This is a genomic window from Streptomyces sp. ST2-7A (genome assembly GCF_021390475.1).
Taxonomy (GTDB): Bacteria; Actinomycetota; Actinomycetes; order Streptomycetales; family Streptomycetaceae; genus Streptomyces.
Map to the genome: position 1 here is coordinate 37,426 of NZ_JAJUWS010000026.1, position 24,530 is coordinate 61,955.

Annotated in this window: 29 protein-coding genes and 2 pseudogenes; 19 read left to right on the forward strand and 12 right to left on the reverse strand. The window is 71.0% G+C overall.

Annotated features, from left to right (window positions below; all coding sequences use genetic code 11):
* The first annotated feature begins 99 nt into the window (after positions 1-99).
* From LZF96_RS16545 to LZF96_RS16590, 10 genes are all read left to right on the forward strand, one after another.
* Positions 100-648 (forward strand): DUF4913 domain-containing protein, encoded by a 549-nt coding sequence (locus LZF96_RS16545; RefSeq protein ID WP_233872739.1) that lies wholly within the window; start codon positions 100-102, stop codon positions 646-648.
* Positions 645-1,118, forward strand: coding sequence for a hypothetical protein (locus tag LZF96_RS16550; protein WP_233872581.1), 474 nt, complete (start codon positions 645-647; stop codon positions 1,116-1,118). The genes LZF96_RS16545 and LZF96_RS16550 overlap by 4 nt, the downstream gene beginning before the upstream one ends.
* 98 nt (positions 1,119-1,216) lie before the next feature.
* Positions 1,217-1,936: a hypothetical protein gene (locus LZF96_RS16555; RefSeq protein WP_233872583.1), complete on the forward strand. Its 720-nt coding sequence runs from the start codon at positions 1,217-1,219 to the stop codon at positions 1,934-1,936.
* A 262-nt stretch (positions 1,937-2,198) separates the two neighbouring features.
* Positions 2,199-2,660 carry a hypothetical protein gene (locus LZF96_RS16560; protein ID WP_233872586.1) on the forward strand — a complete coding sequence of 154 codons (462 nt, stop codon included), beginning with the start codon at positions 2,199-2,201 and terminating at the stop codon, positions 2,658-2,660.
* Positions 2,657-3,100 carry a hypothetical protein gene (locus LZF96_RS16565; RefSeq protein ID WP_233872589.1) on the forward strand — a complete coding sequence of 148 codons (444 nt, stop codon included), beginning with the start codon at positions 2,657-2,659 and terminating at the stop codon, positions 3,098-3,100. Before LZF96_RS16560 ends, LZF96_RS16565 begins: the two co-directional genes overlap by 4 nt.
* Positions 3,097-3,528 carry a hypothetical protein gene (locus LZF96_RS16570; RefSeq protein ID WP_233872592.1) on the forward strand — a complete coding sequence of 144 codons (432 nt, stop codon included), beginning with the start codon at positions 3,097-3,099 and terminating at the stop codon, positions 3,526-3,528. The genes LZF96_RS16565 and LZF96_RS16570 overlap by 4 nt, the downstream gene beginning before the upstream one ends.
* Positions 3,529-3,570: 42 nt before the next feature.
* On the forward strand, positions 3,571-4,434 hold the full coding sequence (locus LZF96_RS16575) for a winged helix-turn-helix transcriptional regulator (protein WP_233872595.1): 864 nt from the start codon (positions 3,571-3,573) through the stop codon (positions 4,432-4,434).
* Positions 4,431-4,907 (forward strand): hypothetical protein, encoded by a 477-nt coding sequence (locus tag LZF96_RS16580; protein WP_233872598.1) that lies wholly within the window; start codon positions 4,431-4,433, stop codon positions 4,905-4,907. Before LZF96_RS16575 ends, LZF96_RS16580 begins: the two co-directional genes overlap by 4 nt.
* A 77-nt stretch (positions 4,908-4,984) precedes the next feature.
* Positions 4,985-5,851: a DUF317 domain-containing protein gene (locus LZF96_RS16585; RefSeq protein ID WP_233872601.1), complete on the forward strand. Its 867-nt coding sequence runs from the start codon at positions 4,985-4,987 to the stop codon at positions 5,849-5,851.
* 31 nt (positions 5,852-5,882) lie between these two features.
* Positions 5,883-6,221: a hypothetical protein gene (locus LZF96_RS16590; RefSeq protein ID WP_374203259.1), complete on the forward strand. Its 339-nt coding sequence runs from the start codon at positions 5,883-5,885 to the stop codon at positions 6,219-6,221.
* Here LZF96_RS16590 and LZF96_RS16595 read toward each other — a convergent pair.
* From LZF96_RS16595 to LZF96_RS16605, 3 genes and pseudogenes are all read right to left on the reverse strand, one after another.
* On the reverse strand, positions 6,209-6,412 hold the full coding sequence (locus LZF96_RS16595; protein WP_308294222.1) for a hypothetical protein: 204 nt from the start codon (positions 6,410-6,412) through the stop codon (positions 6,209-6,211). The genes LZF96_RS16590 and LZF96_RS16595 overlap by 13 nt on opposite strands.
* Before the next feature lie 97 nt (positions 6,413-6,509).
* Positions 6,510-7,044 (reverse strand): annotated as a pseudogene (locus tag LZF96_RS16600) (DUF234 domain-containing protein); the annotation flags it as partial.
* A 183-nt stretch (positions 7,045-7,227) separates the two neighbouring features.
* Positions 7,228-7,401, reverse strand: a complete 174-nt coding sequence (locus LZF96_RS16605; RefSeq protein WP_233872606.1) for a hypothetical protein — start codon at positions 7,399-7,401, stop codon at positions 7,228-7,230.
* 454 nt (positions 7,402-7,855) lie between these two features.
* Between LZF96_RS16605 and LZF96_RS16610 the strand changes: the two genes are divergently transcribed.
* From LZF96_RS16610 to LZF96_RS16625, 4 genes are all read left to right on the forward strand, one after another.
* Positions 7,856-8,884, forward strand: a complete 1,029-nt coding sequence (locus tag LZF96_RS16610; protein WP_233872609.1) for an IS630 family transposase — start codon at positions 7,856-7,858, stop codon at positions 8,882-8,884.
* Positions 8,885-9,112: 228 nt separating this feature from the next.
* Positions 9,113-9,466, forward strand: coding sequence for a DUF317 domain-containing protein (locus LZF96_RS16615; protein ID WP_233872613.1), 354 nt, complete (start codon positions 9,113-9,115; stop codon positions 9,464-9,466).
* Positions 9,467-9,574: 108 nt separating this feature from the next.
* A complete protein-coding gene (locus LZF96_RS16620; protein WP_233872616.1) occupies positions 9,575-9,865 on the forward strand; it encodes a hypothetical protein in 291 nt (96 codons plus the stop codon).
* 7 nt (positions 9,866-9,872) lie between these two features.
* Positions 9,873-10,700 carry a DUF317 domain-containing protein gene (locus LZF96_RS16625; RefSeq protein WP_374203261.1) on the forward strand — a complete coding sequence of 276 codons (828 nt, stop codon included), beginning with the start codon at positions 9,873-9,875 and terminating at the stop codon, positions 10,698-10,700.
* A gap of 622 nt (positions 10,701-11,322) precedes the next feature.
* On the opposite strand, the gene LZF96_RS16630 is transcribed toward LZF96_RS16625, so the two are convergent.
* From LZF96_RS16630 to LZF96_RS16665, 8 genes and pseudogenes are all read right to left on the reverse strand, one after another.
* Positions 11,323-11,766: a hypothetical protein gene (locus LZF96_RS16630; protein WP_233872619.1), complete on the reverse strand. Its 444-nt coding sequence runs from the start codon at positions 11,764-11,766 to the stop codon at positions 11,323-11,325.
* Positions 11,767-11,828: 62 nt separating this feature from the next.
* Positions 11,829-13,530, reverse strand: a pseudogene (locus LZF96_RS16635) (relaxase/mobilization nuclease domain-containing protein).
* Between the two features lie 4 nt (positions 13,531-13,534).
* Positions 13,535-14,332: a plasmid mobilization relaxosome protein MobC gene (gene mobC, locus LZF96_RS27380; protein ID WP_374203260.1), complete on the reverse strand. Its 798-nt coding sequence runs from the start codon at positions 14,330-14,332 to the stop codon at positions 13,535-13,537.
* Positions 14,314-14,505: a hypothetical protein gene (locus tag LZF96_RS16645; RefSeq protein ID WP_182608467.1), complete on the reverse strand. Its 192-nt coding sequence runs from the start codon at positions 14,503-14,505 to the stop codon at positions 14,314-14,316. The genes mobC and LZF96_RS16645 overlap by 19 nt, the downstream gene beginning before the upstream one ends.
* Entirely contained in the window at positions 14,502-16,271 is a 1,770-nt protein-coding gene (locus LZF96_RS16650; protein WP_233872624.1) for a hypothetical protein, read from the reverse strand. The genes LZF96_RS16645 and LZF96_RS16650 overlap by 4 nt, the downstream gene beginning before the upstream one ends.
* Positions 16,268-16,900: a WhiB family transcriptional regulator gene (locus LZF96_RS16655; protein ID WP_233872627.1), complete on the reverse strand. Its 633-nt coding sequence runs from the start codon at positions 16,898-16,900 to the stop codon at positions 16,268-16,270. Before LZF96_RS16655 ends, LZF96_RS16650 begins: the two co-directional genes overlap by 4 nt.
* Before the next feature lie 71 nt (positions 16,901-16,971).
* Positions 16,972-17,664, reverse strand: a complete 693-nt coding sequence (locus LZF96_RS16660) for a hypothetical protein (protein WP_233872630.1) — start codon at positions 17,662-17,664, stop codon at positions 16,972-16,974.
* Positions 17,665-17,667: 3 nt separating this feature from the next.
* Entirely contained in the window at positions 17,668-18,561 is an 894-nt protein-coding gene (locus LZF96_RS16665; protein WP_233872633.1) for a helix-turn-helix domain-containing protein, read from the reverse strand.
* Positions 18,562-19,337: 776 nt separating this feature from the next.
* Here LZF96_RS16665 and LZF96_RS16670 point away from each other — a divergent pair.
* The 4 genes from LZF96_RS16670 (at position 19,338) to LZF96_RS16685 (ending at position 22,386) form a co-directional block, all read left to right on the forward strand.
* The gene (locus LZF96_RS16670; protein WP_233872636.1) at positions 19,338-19,784 is read left to right on the forward strand and encodes a helix-turn-helix domain-containing protein; all 447 of its coding nucleotides are present in this window, start codon (positions 19,338-19,340) and stop codon (positions 19,782-19,784) included.
* A 387-nt stretch (positions 19,785-20,171) separates the two neighbouring features.
* A complete protein-coding gene (locus LZF96_RS16675) occupies positions 20,172-20,576 on the forward strand; it encodes a hypothetical protein (protein ID WP_233872639.1) in 405 nt (134 codons plus the stop codon).
* Positions 20,573-21,769, forward strand: a complete 1,197-nt coding sequence (locus LZF96_RS16680) for an MAB_1171c family putative transporter (protein WP_233872642.1) — start codon at positions 20,573-20,575, stop codon at positions 21,767-21,769. Before LZF96_RS16675 ends, LZF96_RS16680 begins: the two co-directional genes overlap by 4 nt.
* On the forward strand, positions 21,766-22,386 hold the full coding sequence (locus tag LZF96_RS16685) for a hypothetical protein (RefSeq protein WP_233872645.1): 621 nt from the start codon (positions 21,766-21,768) through the stop codon (positions 22,384-22,386). Before LZF96_RS16680 ends, LZF96_RS16685 begins: the two co-directional genes overlap by 4 nt.
* Before the next feature lie 311 nt (positions 22,387-22,697).
* Here LZF96_RS16685 and LZF96_RS16690 read toward each other — a convergent pair whose 3' ends face one another.
* Positions 22,698-23,663, reverse strand: a complete 966-nt coding sequence (locus LZF96_RS16690) for an NAD(P)-dependent alcohol dehydrogenase (RefSeq protein ID WP_233872648.1) — start codon at positions 23,661-23,663, stop codon at positions 22,698-22,700.
* A 108-nt stretch (positions 23,664-23,771) separates the two neighbouring features.
* Here LZF96_RS16690 and LZF96_RS16695 point away from each other — a divergent pair, with 108 nt between their 5' ends.
* A complete protein-coding gene (locus LZF96_RS16695) occupies positions 23,772-24,452 on the forward strand; it encodes a TetR/AcrR family transcriptional regulator (RefSeq protein ID WP_233872651.1) in 681 nt (226 codons plus the stop codon).
* Positions 24,453-24,530 lie beyond the last annotated feature (78 nt).

Here is a 24,530-nt window from a genome sequence, read left to right on the forward strand (position 1 = left end):
ATGACCGATCCCGACAACCCGCCCGGGGAGGGCGAGATCGCTCCGGTGCGCCTGCCCGAGACGCACCTGGAGGAAATCGAGGCCGGAGTTCGGAAGCTGATGGAGCAATCCGCCCAGCAGGCGCGCCGGCTCGACCACCTGGCCTCGGCCCCCACCTCCCAGTCCTCTCCGTTCTCCGCCCTCGGGGCTCCCGCTTTCGGCGGGCCCCCGCCGGCGGCCCCACCGGAACCACGTCCGATCCTGGAACTGGAGGGCGAGGAGTACGAGGACGAGCTCGACGCCCTGTCCGACTGGGTGGACGACTTCCTGATGCCCAGCTACGGCGCGGAGGTCACCACGGCGGCGCCGTGGTGCCTGCGCTGGCAGGAGCACGACGACGTGGTGGCCTGGCTCCACGCCCTGTGGCTCGCCTACCAGCAGCACAAGGACCCCGAGGCGGGCCCTTCCGGACTGCTGGTGTGGCACCGGGACTTCCTCACCCACACCATCGCGGCGATCCGCGCCCCCGGCGGGCCGCTGTCGGCGTGCATGACCTCCCCCGACCGTCCCGCCCACCGACTCCTGCCCGGCCCGCCGCCCTCGATCCGAACGGAGGAGGCCAACGCGGCCGAGGCCGGATCATCCGGTTCGACCGGGTCCGGATCGTGAGCGCCGGGCGACCGGCCTTCGGCCTCAGCTTCGACCCACGGGCCCTGACCGACCTCCTCGGGGCCCCCGACGAGGTCCGCGACACCGCCCTGTCCCATCTCCGGGACGTGGTGAACGCCGAGCGGCGGGGGCTTCGGCTGACCGGGGACCTGGAGGGGTACCGCAAGCTGTTCGTGGATCCCCACAAGGAGTGGCGCCTCGTCTACGGTCTCCGCCCGGCACCGGAGACCTCCGCGTATCGACAGGAAGTCCACGTCGTCGCCGTTCGGCCCCGGGCCCGCAACGACGTCTACGACACCGTCGGCATCCGCCTGGGCATGTCCCGCCGCCCGCTGAGCGCCCGCGCCCACGCCGCCCGGGTCCGTTCTCCCCAGCTGACCGACCCTCTCCCTCTTCGGCCCGGTCCGGCTGCCGCGATGTCCGGTCCGCCCCGTCCCGCGACCGTCGTCCCGAACGGGCCCCTCCGTTGACCCCACCCCCGGCTCGGCCGGGCCGGGAACGGAACAACCCACCGGCGCCACGCCGCCCACTGCCCGCCCACCGAGCCGGCCCGCACCGAAAGGGGACCGTGCACCCACCCCACCTCGACCTCCGCCTGGACGGCTTCCGGGCCACCGATGAACAGACGGAAGAGGCGTTCCGAGACGCCATCGGCATCGACCGCACCGACCTCGTCCCCCTGGCCGAACACCACACCCCCGAGGGCACGAGCTACTACCTGCTCCATCACACCGCAGCCACCTGGGGCACCCCCGGCGAGCCCCAACTCATAGCCCTCCACCTGTGGCGCGACCCGCGCGAGAAGACCTTCGGTTTCACCCACGCACCGCTGCCCCTGGTCGCCATGGCACAGGCCTGGCTCGCCCACCGCGGCTGTCCCCGCGAGAAGATCCGTCTCGCGCCGGACACGGGCACAGCGGCGGCCGATGAGACGACCCGGGCGTTGGAAGACCGCCTCACGCACGAGGGCGACCACTTCGCCCTCCTGGACAGCTACACCGACGACGATCCCGACCACGCCGTGACCGTCGTGATCCTGCGCTCCCTCGACGAGCACAGTCCCTCACCGTTCCGCGTGCTGCACGAGACCGTCGACACCGCCTCCCGAACCCACACCCTTCGAGAGGGCGGCTTCACCACCCACACCGAAGCCCTCCGATGGTGCGGGGACGCCCTTGCGGGAAAGGCGGCTCCCCTGCCCCCCTTCCGGTCCACGGTCCGACCGGGCCCGCAGCCGATCGGTGTTCCTCCGGCGTCCGGCCACCGCTCCGCGGGGCGCGGGCGCTGAGCGCTTTTCCCGGAAAGCCGCACAACATAGACGGGGGCCGCCGGTTGGGCAAACCGGCGAATTCACGGATTCTGATTGCGGCCGACGGAACGGAACGACCGATTCGAATCTCTTCGCATTCCCGATGCTCGAAGAACCTCATTCGGGGTGCGCGTTTCCCGACCCGCCACCGCGAGTTCTGCGATGAGGGTCGGGGCGGGATGATTCGACGCCCCGCTTTCCCATCCCCGGCCATGGCTCACCCTCTGGAAAGGAAACCTCTGTGTCCGACGGGACAGACGATGTCGTGGACGTTCTCACCGAACAGATCGAGCGCCGCTTCGACATGAGCATGGACGAGCTGAGGGCCGCGGTCGCGGCGGCCCCGGAGGCCCACGGCGAGGCCACCGAGCTCGTGCGCTGGCACGCCCTGCTCACCGAGGCCCAGACCGCCGTGGACACAGCGGAGAACGACCTTCTCCGAGCGATGGAGACGCAGACCGACACGATCGACGACCCCACCATGGAAATCGCCCAGCGAGCCAACAACGCCGTCTTCGCCCGTGACGGGCGCGCCATGGTCGTGCGCTGGCTGCTGGACCCCGACGCCCCCGGCAAGCGAGGGCCCACCGCCGAGCAACGGCCCCGCCCCGGCCTAGACCGGCGCCGGGGACCGACTCCGACCACCCCCGCCCCGCCCGGGCCCACCACGGCCACGACCCCCACACCGGGAGTCCGACGGTGAACGTCCGCGACAAGCCCTGCACCCACGACGCCCGCCTCCGAGAGGTCTTCGACGCGCCGGTCGCCGACCTGTACGAGCAGGCCGGCGGACCGGACGCCCCCGAGGCCCTCACCCGGGCCCTGGAGTTGCGCGGCTTCCTCGCCCTGGCCGAGGAACAGGTCACCCGGGTCCGCGACCGCGTGCACGGGGCGATGGCACCCGAGCGCGACATGAACGACCTCTCCGCCGAAGACCTGCGCTTCGACGCCCAGTGGCTGGAGGCGGCGCTCTCCGCCCGTGACGGCTACCGCACCGCACTGGAGAACCTGCTGCGCACCCCGCCCCCGCCCCACCAGCCGGTCCGGCCCAGCCGGTTCGTGCAGCACACGGTCACCACCCCTCTGTCCTCCACCGCCCCGACCCCCGGGCGCACCGGGACACCCCGTCCACGTCGAGGATGAAAGCTCCCATTCGATTGCCCCCACCCACCGCCGCCGAGATGGCGGCGCGGATCGAGGAGCTGTACGGCGCGCCCCTGCCCCACCTCGAAGCCCACGCCCGCGATCGGGAGCCGGGCATGCTCGCCGCCCTCCTCGCAAGCCACCGCACCATCGCGCTGGCCGAGCGGAACATCACCGTCCACCGTGAACGTCTGCGTCAGCTGACCCACCCCGAACAGCGGATCGACGCCCCCGAGGTCTCCCACCTTCTCGACTGCGCACGCCGTCTCGCCGAAGCCGTAGCCGTTCGGGACACCCAGGCCGCCACCACCGACGCGGTCCTGCGCAGCCTCGGCCGCGCCCCGGCACCGCAACCGCCCACCACCTCACCCGCGACCGCCCCAGCCGTTCCCTCCTCGCCGGCCACGAGCCCCGCCCCCGGCCGTTGACCCGCCCGGGCCCGGCCCTTCGCGCATCAGGAGTTCACCCCCTTGGTCACCACCGGTCTGCCGCCCGCCGACGCCGCCGATGTCGCCCGGGTCACCGAAGCCCTCCAGATGATCACCCCACGGTGGAACGTGCGGGTCCTGCTGACCCTGAACCGGACTCCCCGGCGCTACAAGGAGATCGTGGCCAAGCTGCCGTACCTCCACACCAGCCACCTGCACTCCAAGATCCGCTCGCTGTGCAACGCGGGCCTGGCCGAACGCACCGAGCACTCCGCCCGCCACGTCACCTACGGCCTCACCCCCCGCGGCCAACAGCTCCTCCCGGTGCTCCCCCGGATGGCGAGGTGGGCCGAACAGCACCTGGAGAAGCCGGAACAGCCGCTCGCCGCGATCGAGCAGATCGAGGACACCCTCGCCCTCCTCACCCGCCGGCAGGCTCCCGCGATCCTCTGGGTGCTCAAGTCACGACAGGAGGCCACCGCCCTGGCCCTGGCCGGCCTCGTGATGCCCACCGGCTTCTGGAACAACATCTATCCCCACCTGCGGCAACTCATCGACGACGGCCTGGTGACGACCGAGGGCACCGGGCAGCCCTACCGCCTCTCGCGGGCCGGCGAGGCATTGAGCCCCGTACTCGGCGCCCTGTCCATGTGGTCCGCCGGCCGACCGATCGACGGGGCCGCCCGACACCCTGTGTGGGGCAACTCCGCCCCGCCGGCCGTGAATCCCACGCGTGTCTGGACCAGCCACCAGGCACGCTTCCCCGCTCCTCCCGCCGTTCCCACGGCCCCCGCCACACCCGCACGGCCCGCGCACCGCCCCGGGTGGGCAACCGGCGAGCTGTTCTCCCACGCCCCACCGCCCGGCGTGAAGGTCCCCGCGACCGCCGGAGGACCCCGCCGATGACTCCCGACTCCGCCCGGCACCACCTCCATGACACGTGCACCGCCCTGTCCTGCTCCGTTCTGATTCGCCTGATCGGTGAGATCGACGACCACGGAGCCCTCCCCGCACGCGCCCTGACCCGGACTTTCACGGACCTCCCCGCCCACCGGATCCGGCAGGCGGTCGAGCAGGCGGATGCCCTCGGGCTCCTGACCCGAACCGCCGGCGGGCTGGACCTCTCGTCAGCCGGCCGCGACCTCGCCGACCTCTACGACGCCACCGCCCGCTGGGCCCGAGGACACCAACACCCGGCCTCGCTGTGCGACTTCGCCGGACGGATCCGGCACACCTTCGCCCTGATGGGCACCGAAACACCCCACCCTCGGGCTTCCGGCGACGAGCGCGACGTGGGACTCGCACGGATCGAACAGCTGATGAGCCGGTGGATCCGCGCCCACCGGCGAAGCCGGGACGCCTACGGCATCACGGCCTGACCCCTCTCCCGGATCGCCCCCATACCGCTGACCCGCTGCTTCGCGCCGTCGGCGCTCCCTCCCGAACACGGAGATCCATGCCACCCCACGACGCACCTCGCCCGATCGACGGGGACGTGTACGTCTCACCCCGCCACCTGGCCGCAGCCACCTCGACCGGTGACGCCGCTCTCCAACCCCTGCTCGACGCGGGATGGGAAATGGCACACGACGACCTCGGTAACCTCCACGTTCACGCACCGGACCGCAGGATCCGCCTCGGCTACCTCCCCGAGGGCGAGGACGACGGCCTGTGGCGCATCAACGCCTACGAGGACCCCTTCGGCCCACCGGCCTGGGGAGCCTGCTTCAACAACACCTGCCCCACCGAGTTCGTCCACGCCTTCACCACCGCTCTCGCCCGGGCATACCGCCGGGGCCCGCAGGCCTACCTGGCGTCACCGAACCCGATCCGCGAGGGCCGCGAACCGGCCCTCGCCATCGACCCCCTCGTCAACCGCGGATGGCGCGCCTCTCATGACCGCCGGGGCACCCTGGAACTCCACGCCCCCGACGGACTCGCTGGACTCGCCATCCCCACCGGACGCCTGGACCCCGAGAAGGAGTTGACCACCCGCGACGCCCGCTGGCAGTTGTGGGCCGGCACCTCCAACGACCACCCCGTCTGGTACGCCACCGCCAGTACCCACACCCCTGTGGCCCTGGTCCGGGCCGTCACCGAGTGCGTCTCCGATCCCGCTCCGCTGCCGCGATGGCGAAAGGACACCCGCAGCTACATCCAGGGCATGGCTCGACTCACGCCCATCCTTCTCCCTGACCCGCCGGGGCCGACCCCGCTCGACATGCGGCGCCTCGCCGGCCTGCGGCCCGCCGGGCTTCCCTCGTCCAGCGTCCCGCGATGGAGCACCACCAGCGCCCCACCCCGGCCCGGCTCCCGCCGCTGACCCCGCGTCCTCCCGAGCAGGAGTTTCCTTCATGTCCCTGCAGGCCGCCGAGTTCTTCGACGAACTCTGTCCGCCGTTCCCCCACAGCGCGGTGGTCGGTGACACCTACTACGCGATTCCCGTCCCGGCCGGGCCCTGGCGGCTGAGCATCGGCTTCACCCGGACCATCCACGCCGACACCTACGGCGGTCTGCGAGCAGCCGTCCTCCACGCGGAGCGGGGCGAGATCGACACCGTCACCCTCGGATTCACCGACCACGGCACCTTCCATCGCCGCGATGAAGTCCTCAACACCCCGCGCGGCAGCAAACGCTACGGAACCTTCGACACACCACCGCCCCGACCACCAGGGCTTGATCAAGCTCCCTGAGGGTCGGGGTTGTCGGTGATCCCGACGAGTGGGAGGGCTCGTTCGAGCTGGTCGCGGAGTGTCCGGGTGGTCTTGGCGATGTTGGCGGCTCCGAGGGTTTTGAGCAGGCCGATGGCGAGGTTGCGGAAGGTGGCCATGGCGCGGGGTCCGGTGTCGGTGTGGAGGGTGGAGGCGTCCTCGGCGTAGGTCACGTCTCTGACGTGGTGCAGGGCTTCGATGCGCCAGTGGCCACGGACGGCCCCTCGTGAGACATGGTGCGGTCCACGCCGCGCCGGACGGCGCCACCTCTCACGAGGACCGCGGCTCCCGGGCCGCCGGCAGGTCCCCGGGACCGAGGGCGGCGGCCGGCCCGGAACAGCTCACCCCCGACCGCACCACCGCGACGAGTGGCACCGGCTCGTCCGTCACCGCGGCCCGGTGCCGCTGGAGCGCCAGCAGGTCGTGCTCGTCGAACGGCGCGTTCTCCAGCCACTTCACCGAACCGAGAAGGAGCAGGCGTTGGGCCACGGGTTCCCGGTCGGCGCCCACCAGGTCGATCTCCACGTCGTTGCTGCGGGTCCAGTACCCGCCGACCACGGGCGCGGTTGGCACCTCCCCAACGGGCAGCAGCCGGACCAGCGCCTCCCGCACCAGGGGCTCCACGGGCCCGGCCGCGCAGACTCGTCCCCTGCCGCCGGATCCGTGCCGGCACCAGGTCGCCGCGGGTCCGTTCGATCTCCGGGAGGTGCGGGCCGAGGAATTGGAGCCAGAAGCGCAGGTAGGGGTCGGCGACCCGGTAACGGCGTTCCTTCGAGGGGCGCAGCGACACCGGCAGTTCCGCGCTCCCACAGCCGTCCTGTGCCGCACCCGTCCGCTGACGTTGTTGCCAACTGCCGTCACACATCACAGAGGCCCCGCCATTCACAACCGGCGGGGCCTCTGCTTCACAGTCCTGACCTCCGGAGTGAACCGAGGGTGCGGCAAGTCACGGCATGGGATGCCCGTGCCTCAACTCTGCGACGCTGTCTCACCTCGACACGAAGGCCATCATCGTAATCATCAAAGGAATCCCGACAAAAACCATCAAGGCGACCAGGCCAAGGATCCCAAGAGTCGCCCAGATAATCAGCCAGGACAACCTGGTGTAACGCTTCTCCTTTTCGGTCAGGGTCTTGAGCTCCGCTTCTTCCCGCGATTCCACAAGGCACCTCACTCACCGAAACATGATCGTCTCCGTCCATGTCACAGTAATCGAAACATCACGCTGGCCAGAGGGGAAGACCCCCCCTGTATGTGGTCAGCAAGTTGCGTTAGACCCGGTATGGTCGCACCGTCATTGTACCCCGCCGCCGTGGGTATTCGCAGACCCGACTCCCGGTTCATCACATCCGTCAGCACCAATTCGACTTGGACTCCGGTCGTATGGAGCGACTTCAACTCCACCGTCAGCCCATAAGAACCCAACGCCAAGGATGGCGGGTTAAACGCCGCGCCATTCCCTGACTCATGCATATCGGAATAGGGAGGAAAGGGCGTGAGTGGGGGTCTCTAATTTGATCTCCGAGATTTCGCCTGGTGCTTGAGTCGCTTATTGGTCCGTCACTTTTCGGTGTCTCGCTCGTTGGCATGGTATGGGTGATGATTTGAGTGGGGACATGCGGAGGCTTTCGCCTGCTCAGCAGGAGGCTGTGCGGATGCGGGTGATGGCCGCGATCGACGCGGGGTTACCGGTGGCCGAGGTGGCGAGGGTATTCGGGGTGTCGACCAAGTCGGTCGGTCGGTGGAGGGCTCGTCGTGATGGCGGTGGGGCGGAGGCGTTGCGGTCCGGAAAACCCGGCCGGAAAGTCGGATCGTGTCGTTTTCTGTCGGAGAGCGAGGAGGCCGCCGTCCGGCAGGCCATCATCGACTATCGCCCTGAGCAGCTCGGCCTCGGTGGAATGCTGTGGACGACGAGGAAGGTCAACGAATTTCTGCACCGGCATTTCGGAGTACGGTTCTCCCACGGCGGGTTGTGCAAGTTGATGGATCGGATGGGGTTGTCGTTCCAGCGGCCCGACCGCAGGGCCCGGGAGGCCGACCCCGCCTCCATCGAGGAGTGGACACGCACCACCTATCCGGCGATCCGGGCCCGCGCGGCGGCCGAGAACGCCCTGGTCATGTTCGCCGATCAGGTCGGGATCCGCTCCGATCAGGTTTCCGGCCGCACCCGGGGGGAGCGGGGGAAGACCCCGATCGTGGCTCGAACCGGACAGCGGTACGGCGTGAACGCGATGTCGGTGATCTCCACTCGGGGCACCATGCACTTCACTGTATTCGCCGACCGTTTCGCCGCCGCTACCTGCATCACCTTCCTCAAGCGGGTGATCGGCAATTTTCCCGAACAGAAAATTCACCTGATCGTGGACCGGCACCCCGTTCTCCGCTCCAAAAAAGTGAACACATGGGTCGCCGAGCACACCGCCTCCATCGAGCTGCACTTCCTGCCGCCCTACGCACCGCACCTCAACCCCGACGAACTCGTCAACGCCGACCTCAAACGCCAACTCGCCGACAAGGTCATCGACAACCGGGCTCAATTGGAGGCATCAACCCGCAGCATCCTCCGCGGAATCCAGAAATTCCCCGCCCGCGTCAGGGGATACTTCCGGGCCTCATACACCAGATACGCGGCAGACATCATTTAGTGACAGATCAATAATTTTTTGCAATCAGGTTTCTTTTTGATTCCCTCTTGGGGTGTCATTGGTCCAATCTCGTAAATCAAGAATCTTCGTTTCTTCGTGGTGCCGGTGAAAATTGTAGTTCGCCGTTGGCAGACAGGGAAGATCGCGGAAGGACTGGCCAACTACGCTCAGGTTATGTCAACGTGGACAGCCTTCCCGGAGTTTCTCGGTTGGGAGAGGTGATGGCCTGTGGTGGCGGTTCCCGGAGGTTCTGCTTTTCGTGTCGCGGTGGAGGGTTTGCGGCGGCGTGAGTGGCGGCTCGGTGCGGGGCGGGCGGGGGTGGTGATGGAGCAGTTCTCTGCTGATGATTTCCATCTCGTGGTGGATGATCGGGCCGACGTACACGTCAATTCCAAGGATGGCTGTTTCTATCTCGATTGGTTCCCCCTCGGGTGCCCCGGTGCCGAGGGGGAGGGGTGGAGGATTGCTGTCACGGGAACGGCCACGGTGCCCGGCTACCACATCTCCTTCGGTGTGCAGGCACCGGCCGATGTCGTGGCCGTCGCTGTGGCGCGGGTGCTGGAGACCTCCCGCCGTCTGTGAGGAAACCGGCCCGGACGGCGGGGTTTTCAATACTCCTATGTCGCGTGGCGGTGGCTGCGCGGAAAGCTGCTGTGGCTTCGCTTTTCCTCGTACAAGGAGGCTCGGTCCGTGACGCCCTCGGAGATGACCGTCGGTGAACTCATCGCTCGCCTGTCCGCCTGCGACCGGAACGCTGTGGTGCGGCAGGCGATGAACCCGTTCTTTCCCATGGCCCACCGCCTCGACCAAGTTCTCCAGGCCACCGATGGAGCGGGCCGGCCGGTGGTCTACCTGGCCGAGGGCCCGGAGGTGGACACCCGGCTCGGCCACCTGCCACCGGAGGTCGCCGTCGCCCTGACCTGGCAGGAACCCGTCCAGCCCCCGCCACGCCGCTGGCGCCGCACCGCCGGCGGCCGGTAGACCCCGCATCGGCTCCCCGGAGGCGCCCCTGTATCCCGACCCTCCCCTCGACCCGTCCACTCCCAACTCCTCCGGGCCCGTCCACCGGGTCGGGCCCCGGCACCTGGCCGGTGATGACGGGCGCCCTTACGACGCCGTCGCCGACACCCTCACCGAGCTGGGCTGGAGAGGACTGACGCTCGTGCGGGGTCGCCGGGAACCGCAGGAGACACCGGAGGACCGGCAGGTGGTGCGCAGCACCGTTCTGCACATCGGCCCCGACGCCCTGCGGTGGGCCCAGTGGCTCCTGCCGGACGAGCCGTTCCACCTCGGCGGCCTGCCGATCTCCTGGCAGATCAGCGCCCGTGCCCACCCCGACGGACTCGCCGGCTGGTCGGCGTACTTCACCCCCGAGGTTCCCGGGGAGGTTCTGGCGGACTTCCTCACCGCCCTCGATGCCCGCGAGCAGCCCACCGTGCCCTTGGCGGACCCCGAGGCGGTCCTGCGGGCTGCCACCGCCCGGGGCTGGCTGCGCGACATCGACCGGCCCGGGGCGGGGGCGATGGATCCCACCTTCACCGGTCACCTCCACCTGGGCGGGGTACCGCCCCTGATCCAGGACGCCGACCCGCGCACCCTGCTCTCCGAAGGAGGGGAGGACAGCCCGTCCGGATGGCAGGCATGGGCCGAGCCCACTCCGGGCGAGGGGTACCTGTGGGCCGCATCCTTCTCCTCCGGGGTACCGCACGACCTCGTCGCCGCCTTCGCCGCATCCCTCGCCTCCACCGCACCACTCCTGCGCCGGGTCCTGCCCGACAGCACCCGCGACCGGCTCCTGCGACCCCCGCTCGACTGACTTTTTCCCCTTGTCCGCCGCAACAGCGCCGCGCCCGACCTCCTCTTCAGGAGGTTGGGCGCGGCGCTGTTGCGGCGGACGGAAAAGGGATCCTGTGGTGGGAGGGGGTGCCAGGGGCCGAGGCTCGCCCGGGTGAGGGCTTTCCGGAGGTGCCGGTCGACCGGTCGGAGGAACCGGAGGGAACCATCAGTGGGTTCTCTTCACCGATGGCGGTCTGTGTGATGACGCTCGCCTGGTCTCGGCGGAGAGAGCCGGTAGTTGACACCGCCTCTCGCCCCCGAGCCACAGGGAAGGTGCCCGGTGGGCGGTGACCCCGACGGCGGTGCTGCCGCCGGAGAGTCGGCGCTCCGGGCAGGCTGTCGTGGCCTCGAAGATCCGGTCGGTGGCCCGGGGGCGCCTTGGCGATGGTGTCGCTGTACATCTCCCGGGTGAGTTTCGCGTCGCTGGCGCCTGTGTGAGCGAAGGTGACCTCCGCCTTGTGCGGGAAGCGGGGACTCCCGCCCGTGGTCGCACCGTCGAGTTCGTTCAGCGCGGGGCAGCCGAGAGCGGTGGCGACGCGAACTCGCAGGGGGAGAGGCCCCTTGCGCTGGACAGGGGTAGCGCGGTGCGGCTCGGGACGGGGTCAGTGGCCGAGGTGGCGCAGGCAGTCCTCGAAGGTGGCGTGCGTGACGTCCGCGGGTCCGGCATGTCGGTTGTACCAGGCGGTATCCAGACGCTCCTCGTGCTGCTGGTGGCCGGCTCGGCACCGCAGTTGGATCCGGTCGTCGGTGGAGAGGACGAGCCAATCCCGATACGCCCCGCATCCAGCGCAGGTGACGACCTGCTGGTCGAGGACAAGCGGCCACGGCCAGGGCATCATCCGGCCGCCGAGCTGGGCGGGTCCGGGAATCCGCAGCTCCGGGGGAGGGAAGTCGTCCACCATCGGCATCGGCTCCTCCGATCGGGGGGCGGGCTCGGTCGGGGTGTCCTCCGGCGGCACGGCCCCGCCCGACCCCCTGGCCGGGCGGGGGAGCGGACGCCGGAGGCCGGTGGTCTCCTTCACCCGGCGACGTATGCGGTGCACCACCCTGGTCCTCCCTCATCTCGTCCTGCGCGTCCGATGAGCATGTTCCGAGCCCCCGACCCGCTTCAATTCACCCGACCCATAATCATTTTCGGCCCGGCCGGGCGGCCTCGTCGTGCTGCGCGTTGGTCGGTCACGTTTCCCGGGCGGCGGGGCGTGTGGTGGGTGGGGGCGTCGGCGGGGAGGTCGGCGGTGTGGCGCAGACGCCAGGTCAGGACGTCGCTGAGGGAGTGTGCGCTGGCCAACTCCCGTTGTCCGGCGGCGTCGGTGAGCAGGGTGGCGGGGTCGTGGGGGGTGGTTTCGAGGTCGGTGAGGGTGGCGGCCAGGGCGGGCCAGCCGGGTTCGGCGAGGATGCGCTCGGCCACCTCCGGCAGAGCACGGCGCAGCACGGCCGCCTGGCGGCGCTGGACAGGGCGGGGCAGATGTCGGCCGCGGTGGCGGAGGGCGCCCAGTGGGCCGGGGGCTGCGGCGCGGTAGGCGGCGCGCAGGTGGTCGGCGGCCTGGTGTGCGGCGGCGGGCGTGCCGGTGGGCGGTGGTGGTGATCAGGAAGAACAGCATGTCGATGACCATCGCGGTGGTGGCGCCGTCCTCCCCGCGGCCCAGCGCGGGGCCGGCGTGGATCAGTTCCCGGGCGGCTCGGCGCAGCGCCCGGTCATGGCCGCGTTCGGCGCGAATGTGAGAGCGGGAGGCCCGCTCGAACGCGCGGGCCGCTTCGTGCAGGGCGTGGCGGGTGTGGGCGGCGGAGGTGAGGGCGAGGGCGTCCAGGACCTCACCGGTGGCGGCGATGTGCGCGGCGACCACGGCGTCCGGGCCGTGCTCGATGACCACCACCGCTTTCCGCGCGGCCGTCGTCGCCCGGCGGCGGGCGCCGGCCGGGTCGCCGGGTGCGGGGGAGGGGCCCGTGCGAGGGTCGGCGGGCGGGTCGTGGTGGGTGGTCCAGCGTTCCCGGATGCGGGGCAGGGAGAGGTCGGGGGCCAGCCGTGCGCCGGCGTAGAAGACCGGCTCGCCGTCCTTGTTCCGGTCCCCGGCCAGGGCCACCTTGTAACCCAGCAGGTCACCGGAAGGCGCCACACGTCGGCGGATCAACAGACCGGCGGCGGCCAATCGCTCGAAGAACTCCTCCTCACCCCACGCCCCGGCCACCGCACCCCGCACCGCCTCGCGCAACTCCTCCCGGGCCGTGCGCTCCCGGCCCTGGCGCCGGGCCTTGTGACGCTCGGCGCTGGTGGGCCGCTGCGCCGCGGTGCCGTCACCTTGGTTGAGGCGACGCAGCCCCAATTCCACCTCCAGCGTTCGAGCCCGGTTCTGGACGCGGACGGCATCGTTGTGGAGGTGGGGTTTGTAGCCGTCCTCGCGCGCCAGGGTGGCGACGATGTGGATGTGGTCCTCGGCGTGCCGTACGGCCACCCATCGGCACCCCGCACCACTCTGCTCGGGATCATCGATACCGGCGGCGGCGACCATGCTGCGGGCGATGTCACCCCACTCCTCGTCCGTCAGGACGCGGTCCTCGGCGGCGTTGCGCACCGACAGGTGCCACACGTGCTTCCTCGGCCGGTCGGAGGCGTCGAGGTTCTCGATCGGCTGGTCGAGGAGTCGCTGGAGCTGTTTGAGGGTGGCGTTCCCCTCTCGGCCGGGATCGGGGGCGTTGTGGTCCCAGGAAGCGACCAGGTGGGGGTCGGTGTGCTCCTCGAACTTCCCCGGCCCGTACAGGTAGTGCAGGAGACCGAGCGTGCGCTGCCCGCGCTTGTGGATCCTGGGGATCATGCCGCTACGGCTCCCGGTCCCGCTGGAGAAGTTGATCGGTGGCGTGCTGGACCCGCCGGACGGCTCGTTCGGTGGCCGCGAGAACCGCGTCGAGTTCCGGTGGACGGGCTCCGGAGTTGACCGCGCGGGCGACCTGATTGAGGTTGTTGCCGACCCGGCCGAGGTGACGGCGGGCGGCGAACAGTTCGGCGACCAGTTCTCGTTCCCCGGCGATCGTGCTCGCGGTCCGGTCGAGGTCGCGTGCGGCGCCGAGGGCCGCTCGGGCGAGGAAACCGGCGACAGTGAGACCGGCGGTTTTGGCTCCGGCGCTCACGAGTGCGAGTTCCTCGTCACTGAAGCGGGTGGTGCGAACATGAGGACGCTGACGGCGTTGGTACTTGCGACGTCTTGTCCGAGGTGGCGGGTCGACGGGGAGGGGAGCAGCGGGCTCACCGTTTCCGCCTTCTCCTTGTCGTCGCGATCCGCCCTCGGTCGAGGCTTCCTCGTCAGGCGTCCCCCGGCGCCGGACGCTTCCCTGCGCCGAGGGGGCAGGGGAACCCTTGGATACTCCGCCCGGGGCGGAGTATCCAAGTGGATAACTTGCTCCGCCGGTGGCCGGGGTGGGGTGTTCCGGCGCGGGGGAGGGGATCGGGTTCGTCCCCGTTGAAATGCTCCGGGTGATGGGGCCATCCGCGAGGTGGGTGGGGTGGGCCATGGCGTTTTCCTTCGTGGAGGGGGTGGTGGCCCGGCATCGTGCCGGGCCACCCGTAGGGTCCTGTGGGGCTTCGGATCGGTGCGGTGTGTTCAGCCGCACTCGGGGCATCGTTCGAGGTGGCCGTTGAGGGCCCTGGCCATCCGGGCCCTGGTCGAGGCGGCGTGCTTCGCGCTGGACTTCGCCGATGGCTTGCCGGCGTGTTGCCGGGCGTGGGCGCTCAGGTAGCCGATCTCCCGCTCGTACTCCTCGCGCAGGCTCGCGAATCGGGGACAGGTCCTCATCGGGCGGTGCTCCTCGTCTTCGTGGTGGCTTCTTCGGTGCGCAGGCGTTGCAGGACGAGGCTCAGCCGGTCGTTCCGGCCGCCCCTCAGACCTTCGCGCCGCAGGATTTCCCGCAGTTGGACCCTGGTGACGGCCTGGTTGCCGTCCCGTGCGAGCAGGGCGGGGACGTGGGGGCGGACCTGCTCGACCAGGTGCTCTACCGACTGCTCCGGCTCGCGCGGCGCACGCCGGGCGGGCGGGCCGGGGGACCGGTCCCGCCGGTCCCCCGACGTGTTCGCCCTCGCGGAGGGTTCCCGACGGCGGGCCACATCCGATGCCCGGTCCCCGGTCCCGAGGGGACGGTCCCCGGTTCCCGGGGCGGGATTCGCGGTCCCCGCCGTGCCGTTCCCGGTCCCCGGAGCACGGTCCCCGCCGGCCGGGGCGCGGTCCCCGGTTCCGCAGGGACGGTCCTCGCTATCCGGTCCCCGCTCCCCGGTGCCGGGGACCGGTCCCCTCTCCTCGTGCGGTCCCCGGTCCCCGGCAGGGTGGGTGTCGGTCCCCGGGAACCGGTCCCCGGCTCTTGGCCGACGGTCCCCTGCGGAGTCGTTTCCCTGCCGGCTCGGGAGGTGCTCCCGGTCCCCGGTCCCCGGCTTTCCTTCCCGGCTCCCGGTTCCCGCGACACCGTCCCCGTTCTCCGGTCCCCGGGCCCCCGTTCCGGGGACCGGTCCCTTCTCCCGGTGTGGTCCCCGGTCCCCGGCAGGGTGGGCGCCGGTCCCCGCGTCACGGTCCCCGGCTCCAGCCTCATGGTCCCCACTCCTGCCGAGAGGGTCCCGGCTATCCGGTCCTCGATTCCCGACCCCGGTCCCCGGTCCCCCGTCCTCGTGCGGTCCCCGGTCCCCGGTCGGGGTGCTGTTGGTGTCGGTGCGGGGTGTGCCGTAGGGGGACCAGGGGGAGGGCAGAGGGACCGTCGCCAGGGTGAGGGCGTGGCGGCGGGCGGCGAGCTGGTCGAGCAGTTCGGCGCGACGGACGGGGTCGGTCCCCACCGAGGCTTTGCCCAGGGCCTTGGACAGCCGGCGGGTGAGGCGTCGACCGCGTCGGTTCCGCTGCTGTTGGGGGGTCATCTCGGCGAGGGCTGCGGCCAGGGCGACGGCGCGGGCGGTGGCACGGTCGCGGGTGATCTGCGCGGCGTCCCGGTCCCGGGCGGCCAGGCCCAGGCGGGAGAGGAGACGTTCGCGCCCCTCCCGCGCGAGGGTGGCGATCAGGCCCCGGGAGCCGGCTTCGGGGGAGCGCAGCCGCACCTCCAGGCCCATGGCCAGGTGCCAGAGCATCGCCGCCATCACGGGGCCCACGAAGGCGCGGACGGTGCCGCCGACCGGCCCGCTCTCGGCGTAGGCGGGGATCACCTGCACGGCGGTGATGACCCAGATCAGGGTGCCCGGCACTCCCGGTGCTCCCTGGGTGACCAGGTTCTGTCTGGCCATCAGCGCGGTGGCGAAGAGGGCGAGTTCGGCAGCTGCGAACATCGCGGCGCGTTCGGCGGTGCCGGCCATGTCGAGGTGATTGGCGGCGAAGCGCCAGCTGGTGTCGGCGCTGTAGGCGGTGCAGGCCAGCGCGGCCAGGGCGGCGACCTTGACGGCCGGGTTGCCCGAACGCTTCCGCGGACGCCGGGCACGCCGCAGGATCGCCCAACCGGTCAGGCCTAGGAGGCAGGCGCCGGTGGGAACACCGAGGGCGAGGAGGAGGGAGAGGTCGGGGGCGAGACCGAGGGAGGGCAGGGGGAGGGTCATGCTGCCTTTCCGAGAGGGGACTGCGCGGATGGCCGCCGGACCGGCCGGGGGGTGGGGGCCGGAGTGGAGGGAGCCTCGGCCGTGGAGGGGGCCGACCGCTTCCTTCCCCTGCTCCCGGCTCGGGGCATGCCGTGGTTCCGGTCGCGGTCCAGGACCTTGTCGGCTGCCTGCCGCAGCAGGTCGCGGGCGTGTTTGGGGTTGATCCGCAGGGCGAGGGCCAGTCGTTCGGGGCGCCAGCCCCGGACGTAGGCGTGGTCGATGACCACGCGGCGTTCGGTTTCGCTCAGGTGGACATCGCGGCCCTTGAAGAAGGCGATCACGCGGCTGTGGTCCAGGCGGTGGGACAGGCCCTCGTGCCAGGGGCGGCGCTCGGCCTCGGTCAGCCCGCCCCAGGTGCCCTCTCGCAGGCCGTTCTCCAGGGCGTGGTTGAGGCACTCGCGGCGCACCGGGCACGGGTCACACAGCTCTTTGGCCTCGGCGATGGCCTCGTGGTCGCGGGGGAGTGGGAAGAAGAGGGCGTCCGCGTCCCCGGGGTCCATGCCCCGGCACCCGGCGCGGGCCTGCCAGCTGGTGTCGCCGATACCGCGCAGGTCGGTGGCCGGCGCATCGGGGGTGGTGAGGTCTCGCACGGTGGTCTCCGGTGTGGCCGCCGCGCCTCCCGGCCGGAGCCGGGAGGCGGGAGTGGTGGGGTGGGGGTGGGTCAGGTGGTTTCGGGCTGCCGGGCCCGGTGGGCCGCGGCGCGGTCGACGCGACCCGGATGCGGGGTCGCGCGGGGGGTACTGCCGCGTGCCGCGCCGTCGGGGGCGATCCGCCGGCGTCGGCACGGCTCGCCGACCGGGGCGTGGCACCACTCGCAGCGCACGGTCAGGGCGTCGGGCAGCCCCCGGGCGATGGCCGCCTCACGGGCCGCGCGGGCGGGCCGGTAGGGCGCCAGGGCTGCTCGGGCCCGGGCGGGGATGCAGGAGCCGACCTCCCGCAGCCGCGCCTCCAGTTCCGGGCGGGGCCGGGCGCCGGTGATCTGCCGGAGGTGGACCGGCGCGGTCCTCCCGCTCGCCACGGCACGTCGGGTACCGGCCAGTTCGGCGTTCCAGGCCACCGGATCATCCGGGTCGGCACCCGGGGTGGGGTCGGTGTGCCGTTGCAGGCGGTCGCGCCGATGGGCTCGCCATGCGCGGGCGATGTCCACCGGCATGATCGGGTACGGGGAGGTCAGGACGTGCTCACGGGCGACCACGCGGGCGTCCCAGCCCTGCGGCGTGGCGGCGGGGACCTCCGCGAGCAGCTCGTGCCAGCGGTCGAGCTGTTCGCGGACCTCGGCCGGGTCGGTGCGGATGGTGCGGGGGTCCAGCCGGCCGATGTAGGCCAGCAGGGCGGCGCTCTCTCGACGGTCCACGGCTTACTCCGTTCCGGTCGGCTCGTCCAGGGCGGCCAGCAGGGCCGCGGTGTGCGCCTCGGCGCGGGTCATGCCACCGGGGCGGGCGGTGTTCCCACCGGTCGGGAAGCTGGGATGGGGGCGGGCCGGGGGGTGTTCCCGGGCGATCCAGGAGCGCCAGTCCGCGGCCCAGAGGTCCGCCGGGCGGGGGCCGTGGGCGGCCCGGTGGGCGCGCCACTTGGCGTCGGCGGCGCGCAGACCGTCCTCGCCGAGGCGGTCGAGGTGTCCCTGTTCGTGGATCCAGGCCCGGGTGGCGGGGTCCACCCGCCACTCGCCGGCCGGGGTCGGTGCACCGTCCCCACTGCCCTTCCTACGGTTCACCTTCGGTTCTCTACGGTTCTGGGGGTCGGATCCCGTACCCCTGCCGGGTCGGATTCCGGCACCCCGGGGGGGCGGAATCCGCGCCCCTCCCGGGTCGGATTCCGTACCGGTCGGATTCCGTCGGGAGGGCTCGGATCCCGGCCCCCGCCGGGGGTGGATGCCGTACCGCCGCAACCTCGCCTCATCCGGCTCGGGCACCGGGACCGCTTCCGTCGGCGGCTCGGGATGCGGGTCCTCCCGCCGGGCGTGCTCGGTCTCGGCCGACCGGGCGGCGGCGTGGGGCAGGTGGTAGACCGTGGTCCGATGCGGGCCCCGCAGGTGGTCCAGCACCCGCAGTTCGCCGCCGGTGACGAGGGCGGCGATCGCGTCGCGCACCGCCGTCCGGCTCGCGTTCGTACGCGCCATCAGGCTGGTGAGCGAGGCCCAGGCGACGCACTGCTCGTCCGGGACCCGGTCGGCGATCGACAGCAGGACCAGCCGCGCGGTGCCCTTGGCGGCACTGTGTTCCCACACCCACTCGCGGGCCTCGACGCTCATCGCCCACCCCCGTTCACCTGCGGGAGGACACCCGCCGCAGCGGTGTGGGGGCGGGAGCGGGTGGGGTTGGGGAAGCGGGCGGCTGCCGCGCGGATCGGACCCTCGGTCCTTTTGCGCAGGGCAGAGCGCATGTAAGAATCTCCCTCGGTGTTGCCACGCTGAGACGCCCCGTGGAAGGGATCAGCGCGGTGATGATGGCGATCTCCGCCCTTGCCGGGGCGGTTCAGCCGTGAAGCGTTCGGCGTTCGGGAGTTGCCGCTCCCGGGCGCCGTCGCTGTGTGCGGGGTCTTATGAGGTCAGGGGTGGCGTGGGCTGCTCCTTGTGTTCGTCCTGCCGGCCGGGCTGCCCCGGCGACGACGAACATACGCACGCACTCCCGACAAGATCCAGAGTTGGTTCAACAACTCGGTACAAGTCATAAGAGCGGGGACGCCATTACCGCAGGCGCAAGCGTGCCGGAGCCGGACCGGTCGGCATCGTGCCGGGGTGCTTCGCCCGGCCGGCTGGGGGAGGGACTCGCCTCGTGCGCCCGTCCTTTCGGCCGGAGCGCTCGTTGGGCCGGCATCCCGTCTCCTCCGTGCTCTTCGGGTCCTGGGTACGGCAAGGCCGACCCCGCGCTGTTTCCGCTTGTGGACAGCGCTGAGTGATCGTAAGCCGACAACAGCGCTCCGTGTCAACGGGGGAGAACGTTGGGGTGGGAGGGGCTCGTGTATCGTCCACACCTGTGAACGCCGCAGGAGGTGGGCGCGTGATCCTTGGCGAAGGGAGGTCAACCGATGGGTGACGAGGTGAGCGAGGAGGGGCGGATCCTCGCGGAGAAGGTTGACCGCCTCTTCCAGGTGATCCACCCCACGGGGCGCGGCCCGTACTCCCTGCGCGAGGTGGCCCAGGGCATCGCCGACAGGGGAGGCCCGACCATGTCGGCGAGCTTCCTTCACCAGCTGCGAAAAGGGCAGCGGGACAACCCCGGCATCAAGTACCTCAAGGCTCTCGCGGATTTCTTCGGCGTCCCTCCCTCCTACTTCTTCGACGAGGAAGAAGGGCGGCGCGTGGACACGGAGTTGTCCCTGCTGGAGTCCATGCGCGACAACCAGGTGCGCTCCGTGGCGCTGCGGGCTTCGGGCCTCTCTCCGGAGACCCTGCGGACCGTGCAGGCGATCATCGAGCGCGCCCGGGAGCTCGAAGGGCTGAACAAGGACGAGGGGCCCGGCGAGGACGCGTGATCACGATGCGACAGGCTTTCCCGATCCCCGCGCCGCGTGGCGCTTCGTGCTCCATCGACGCCATGTCCGGTGACCGAGCCGGCGCCCCGTGCGTTGTCGCGTTACCGAAGCCGGGCGGGCAGCGCTCCTGGCTGCCCCGGATGTCGATGATGAAGTCCGAAGACCTACGGCTGGCTGCGTGGTGCATGAAAAGGTGCGCCATTCGGAAAAGATGATGCAAGATCCGGGAGAGAAACGTTGCGTCTGTTTCGACGGCTCCGGGCGCCCTTCTTCCGGCGTCGCCTTCAGGGGGACCCCGATCCTTTGGTCGGAATCGAAATTCCCATACCCTTCGATGTCGAAAAATTCCTCAGCGTGGTCGAGAAGCATCGTGGACGACCCGTGTTCGTGCGACCGCTCGAGGGGATCAAGGGCAGGGACAACGAACTGTGCGGGCTGTGGGTGGAACTCGACGGCGCCGACTACATCTTCCGCGAGGCATCGACCTCTCCGCTGCACCGGGACCACATCGTCCTGCACGAGATCAGCCACATGTTGCTCGGGCACAACGTCACCGGTGGCACCGGCGGCAGGGGCCCCGGAGTGGACCTCAAGAACCTCTTCACCACCATCGACCCCCGCATCGTCCGCACCGTACTGGGGCGGGCCAACTTCAGTAACGCCCGAGAGCGGGAAGCCGAACTCCTCGCCACCTGTATAGCCAAGATGGCCGACCTGCGGCCTGTATCGGGCACTCGCGCCCCCGAACTCGATCGTCTCGACGCGGCATTGCGGGGTGAGAGCGACCGATGAAATCCTTCGAATTGGTCATGGCGATCCTTCTGTGGATCACCACCGCGTGGCGTGCCGTCAAGGTGTGGGGAAAGGGACACGACCGAGCTCTCTGGTGGACGTTCTTCGGCCTGGCCGTGATGATGACGTTGCGTCTACCGGCAGGGCGGGCTCTCGATCAACTGACCGGCATCGTTGACCTCTCCTACCTGCTCAAACACCTCTCCGGCGGAGTGCTTTCGGCGGCTGCCCTACTGGCGTTCCTGCGCAAGGTCTCCGGCCAGCAGGACGGCAGCCCCGGGGTGAAACGACTGCGCGTCATTCTTCCCCTTGCCACGGCAGCCATCATGTCGACGATCTTCTTCGCGAAGCTCCAGCCCTACGAGACCAGGGCGATATTCCAGGACCCCGCCGCCCGGATGGCACTCCTCGCCTACACGACGGTCTTTCTCGGCTTCCTCACCCTCTCCCTGCTGACCGGCACGCGGGTCTGCCTGCGCTGGAGCCGCAAGGCCGACGGACGAGCCCTCGGCTGGGGACTCGGGACCATCGGTGCCGGGCTGGCAGCGGGAGTGGCCTACGCCCTGGTCCGTATCGCAGCCCTCATCGCGCATATGACCGGTGACGGGATCCTTCCCGGAGATCTCGACGACCGGGTGAGCACCTACCTGCTCATGACCGCGCTCCTTCTCATCGTGGTGGGCAGCACTCTCCCCGTCCTCGGAAAGCTGCGCACCTGGTGGAAGAGGAGACGGGCATTGCTCGCTCTGCGTCCCCTGTGGCTCGACCTCACCCGGGCCGCTCCGGCCGTGCGTCTCGATTCCCCGCGCGGCCCGACCGCCGACCGGCTCGACCCCCGTGACATGCTCGGCCGCCTCTACCGCCGAACCATCGAGATCCGAGACGCCGCTCTGGTGCTCGGTGACCACGCGCCCGCCGACCTCCGGGAACGAGCCCGGCGGCACGTCGAGGCCCGAGGGCTCACCGGAGCCCGGGCCACCGTCGCCGCCGAAGCCTGCCGGCTCCTCGCGGCCCGCCGCGCCAAACTGCGCGGCGAGGTCCCGCAGGCGAGCCGTGACCGGTCACCGGTCGAAGGCGGCCGGGACCTGCTCGGGGAGATCTCCGTCCTCACCCGCCTGTCCGACGCCTACCACTCCGATCTCGCCCACGAATTCGCGGACACCTGCGACCGCCTACCGGAGCCCCAGCCATGAGCACCTTCACCCCACCGCCGACCCCCACCTACGCCGAGGCCACTCCCTGGGTGAGAGTGGCCAAAGCGATCACGGATGTCCTGGCGCCGGGCCACCTCGTCATCGGCCTGCTCCTGCTCATCGGATGGCACAGCACGGGAAATCCGGTCGGTGTCGGCTGGGGGCTGCTCGCCGCCCTCTTCTGCGGCGTCATTCCCCTCATCATCATCCGCCTCGGCGTACGGCGGGGAAAACTCACCGACAAGCACGTACGGGTGCGCAAACAGCGCATCGTCCCCCTCACGGCCACCCTCGTCTCGGTGGTCACCGGCATCGTGTTGCTTGATGTCCTCGGCGCTCCCCGAGAGGTCTTCGCCCTGGTCATCGCCATGCTCGCCGGTCTGGCCAGCGCCCTGGTCGTGACGGTGTGGTGGCAGATCTCGGTGCACAACGCCGTCGCCGGAGGCACGGTGATGATCCTCCTCCTGGCCTACGGGCCCGTGCTTCTCCCCGCGGTCGTGCTGGTCCTCGCCATCGGCTGGTCCCGCCGCGTCCTGAAGGCACACACCCTGCCCCAACTCATCTGCGGAACAGCTCTCGGCGCCGTCGCCGCCACGGTCTTCGCCGCTCTCAGCTGAACCCCGGGGCGAAGCCGGGTGGCTGAGGGCCTACCGGGGAGCGGTGGTTGCGAGAGGGGCGGTGCCAGGTGCTCCCGTGCCCTGCCGACCGGGCCCGCAACTGCCTCGAGCGTGGGTCACGCGGAGGGCGGCCCCCGACGTTCGACAAGGACGACCACAAACAGCGGCATGCGGGCGAGCGCGGGATCAACCGCCTCGAGAGACGCCGGGCCATGGCCACGAGATACGACAAGCTCGCCGCCCGCCACGAAGCGACCGTGCTGGTCACAGCCATTGACGAATGGCTGTGACCAGCGCTTTCGCCCCAACTCCTAGTCGACCCTGACCACGTACTTGCCCCGCACACCGCCCGCCTCCAGCGCCCGGTGTGCCGCCGCTGTCTCTTCCAGCGGGAAGACCGTGTCCACCGCCGGTCGCAGGTTTCCCTCCGTCACCTGGCGGGCGAGGTCGTCGAGGAGCGCACGTTCGGGGTTACCGCTGAAGAAACGCACCCGGCCGCGTCCGTGGACGGCGCCGGCCGCGATGTAGCCCAGCGAGGCGACGGGCCGCGTCGGATCGAAGGCGATGGTGACCATGCGTCCGCCGGGCTTCAGCATCCGCCGGACGGTACGCAGGTCGCTGCCCGCCGTGTCGAGGACCACGTCGAACAGCCCCGGTTCCGCAGGGGACACGGTGCGGTGGTCGACGGCGTGGTGGGCACCGAGCGTGCGGACGAAGTCGAGGTTGGCGGCGCGGGCCAGGGCCGTGACCTCGGCTCCGTACGCCCGCCCGAGTTGGACGGCGGCATTGCCGACGCCGCCCGCCGCGCCCCGTACGAGCAGCCGTTCGCCGGGGCGCAGCGCGGCCTTGTCGCGGAGGGCCGTGAGGGCCGTGGTGGCCACCGGCAGTGCGGCGGCGGCCACGAGGTCCACTCCCTCCGGGACCCGGCCGATCCGCTCGGGCCCTACCGTCAGGTACTCGGCCGCGCTGCCGAATCCGGAGCCGCGGCCCAGCACGCCCCACACCCGGTCGCCGACCGCCGCGCCGGTCGCGCCGGGGCCGAGTGCGGCGATTTCGCCGGTGAAGTCCAGCCCGATGCGCTGCGGGAACCTCCGACCGGTGATGAGGCGGAGCCGACCGGAACGGGCCGCCAACTCGCCGCCGTTCACGCTGAACGCGCGCACGCGCACCAGGACCTGGCCGGGTGCCGGTGCGGGACGTGGCACCCGGCCCACATACAGCACCTCGGGGCCGCCGAAGCGGTCGAACAGTACGGCTTTCATCGTGCGGTCGTCCATCGTCGTGTTCTCACCTTCGCCACCGGGGGCCGTGCGGGGGATCGTGGCGCCGAGCGTAGGCTGGCAAGCGGACGAGATCGTCCGTTTGACCGGAGGTGAGAGAGAGCGGTGGTGCAATCCTCTCGGATCGCGGGGCAGGAGCATCTGCGGGCGGACGCCCGGCGCAACCGGCGGCGCATCCTCTCGGCCGCCCGTGTGGTCTTCGCCGAGCACGGCATCGACGCGCCCATGGCGACCGTGGCCCGACGGGCGGGGGTCGGCGTGGCGACGCTGTACCGACGTTTCCCGTCCCGGGAGGCCCTGGTGCGGGCCGCGTTCGCGCAGCAGATGGACACCTGTGCCCGGGCGCTCACCGAGGCGCTGGCCGACCCCGATCCGTGGCGCGGTTTCCAGCGGTTGTTCGAGACGGTCTGCGAACTCCAACGGGAGGAACGGGGCTTCCCGGCCGCGTTCGTCGCGGCCTTCCCGGACGGTACGCGAGAACACGCGCGGCTGCGGGAACAGGCCGAGCGGGACTTCATGACCCTGGTCCGCAGGGCCCGGGCGGCGGGCGCGCTGCGGGCCGACTTCCACCCCTCCGACTTCGTCGTGGCCCTGTTGTCCCACTGCGGTCTGGTCACCGCCCTGCCGGGTGACCGGGCGGCGTCCCGGCGCCTGGTGGCGTACCTGCTCCAGTCGTTCCGCACCGAGGCGGCCCACGGACCGCTGCCGGCACCGAGCACACTGTCGCTGCGCGGTCTTCCGCTCGCGGCCGACGGCTCCCGGGGACAGCGGCCCTCCGGAGCCTGATACGAAGCGACGCCTGCCCGCGTGGTCCCCCCCTGGGGCGACCGCGCCACTTTCGCCACAGGCCCTGTGCGCGCAGTC

Excerpts from the sequence above, each read along its gene's own strand:
- LZF96_RS16545 (WP_233872739.1), top strand. The coding sequence starts at position 100 with ATGGAGCAATCCGCCCAGCAGGCGCGCCGGCTCGACCACCTGGCCTCG.
- LZF96_RS16570 (WP_233872592.1), top strand. The coding sequence starts at position 3,097 with ATGAAAGCTCCCATTCGATTGCCCCCACCCACCGCCGCCGAGATGGCG.
- LZF96_RS16580 (WP_233872598.1), top strand. The coding sequence starts at position 4,431 with ATGACTCCCGACTCCGCCCGGCACCACCTCCATGACACGTGCACCGCC.
- LZF96_RS16585 (WP_233872601.1), top strand. The coding sequence starts at position 4,985 with ATGCCACCCCACGACGCACCTCGCCCGATCGACGGGGACGTGTACGTC.
- LZF96_RS16590 (WP_374203259.1), top strand. The coding sequence starts at position 5,883 with ATGTCCCTGCAGGCCGCCGAGTTCTTCGACGAACTCTGTCCGCCGTTC.
- LZF96_RS16610 (WP_233872609.1), top strand. The coding sequence starts at position 7,856 with ATGCGGAGGCTTTCGCCTGCTCAGCAGGAGGCTGTGCGGATGCGGGTG.
- mobC (WP_374203260.1), bottom strand. The coding sequence starts at position 14,332 with ATGCCCCGAGTGCGGCTGAACACACCGCACCGATCCGAAGCCCCACAG.
- LZF96_RS16645 (WP_182608467.1), bottom strand. The coding sequence starts at position 14,505 with ATGAGGACCTGTCCCCGATTCGCGAGCCTGCGCGAGGAGTACGAGCGG.
- LZF96_RS16650 (WP_233872624.1), bottom strand. The coding sequence starts at position 16,271 with ATGACCCTCCCCCTGCCCTCCCTCGGTCTCGCCCCCGACCTCTCCCTC.
- LZF96_RS16665 (WP_233872633.1), bottom strand. The coding sequence starts at position 18,561 with ATGAGCGTCGAGGCCCGCGAGTGGGTGTGGGAACACAGTGCCGCCAAG.
- LZF96_RS16670 (WP_233872636.1), top strand. The coding sequence starts at position 19,338 with ATGGGTGACGAGGTGAGCGAGGAGGGGCGGATCCTCGCGGAGAAGGTT.
- LZF96_RS16680 (WP_233872642.1), top strand. The coding sequence starts at position 20,573 with ATGAAATCCTTCGAATTGGTCATGGCGATCCTTCTGTGGATCACCACC.
- LZF96_RS16685 (WP_233872645.1), top strand. The coding sequence starts at position 21,766 with ATGAGCACCTTCACCCCACCGCCGACCCCCACCTACGCCGAGGCCACT.
- LZF96_RS16690 (WP_233872648.1), bottom strand. The coding sequence starts at position 23,663 with ATGGACGACCGCACGATGAAAGCCGTACTGTTCGACCGCTTCGGCGGC.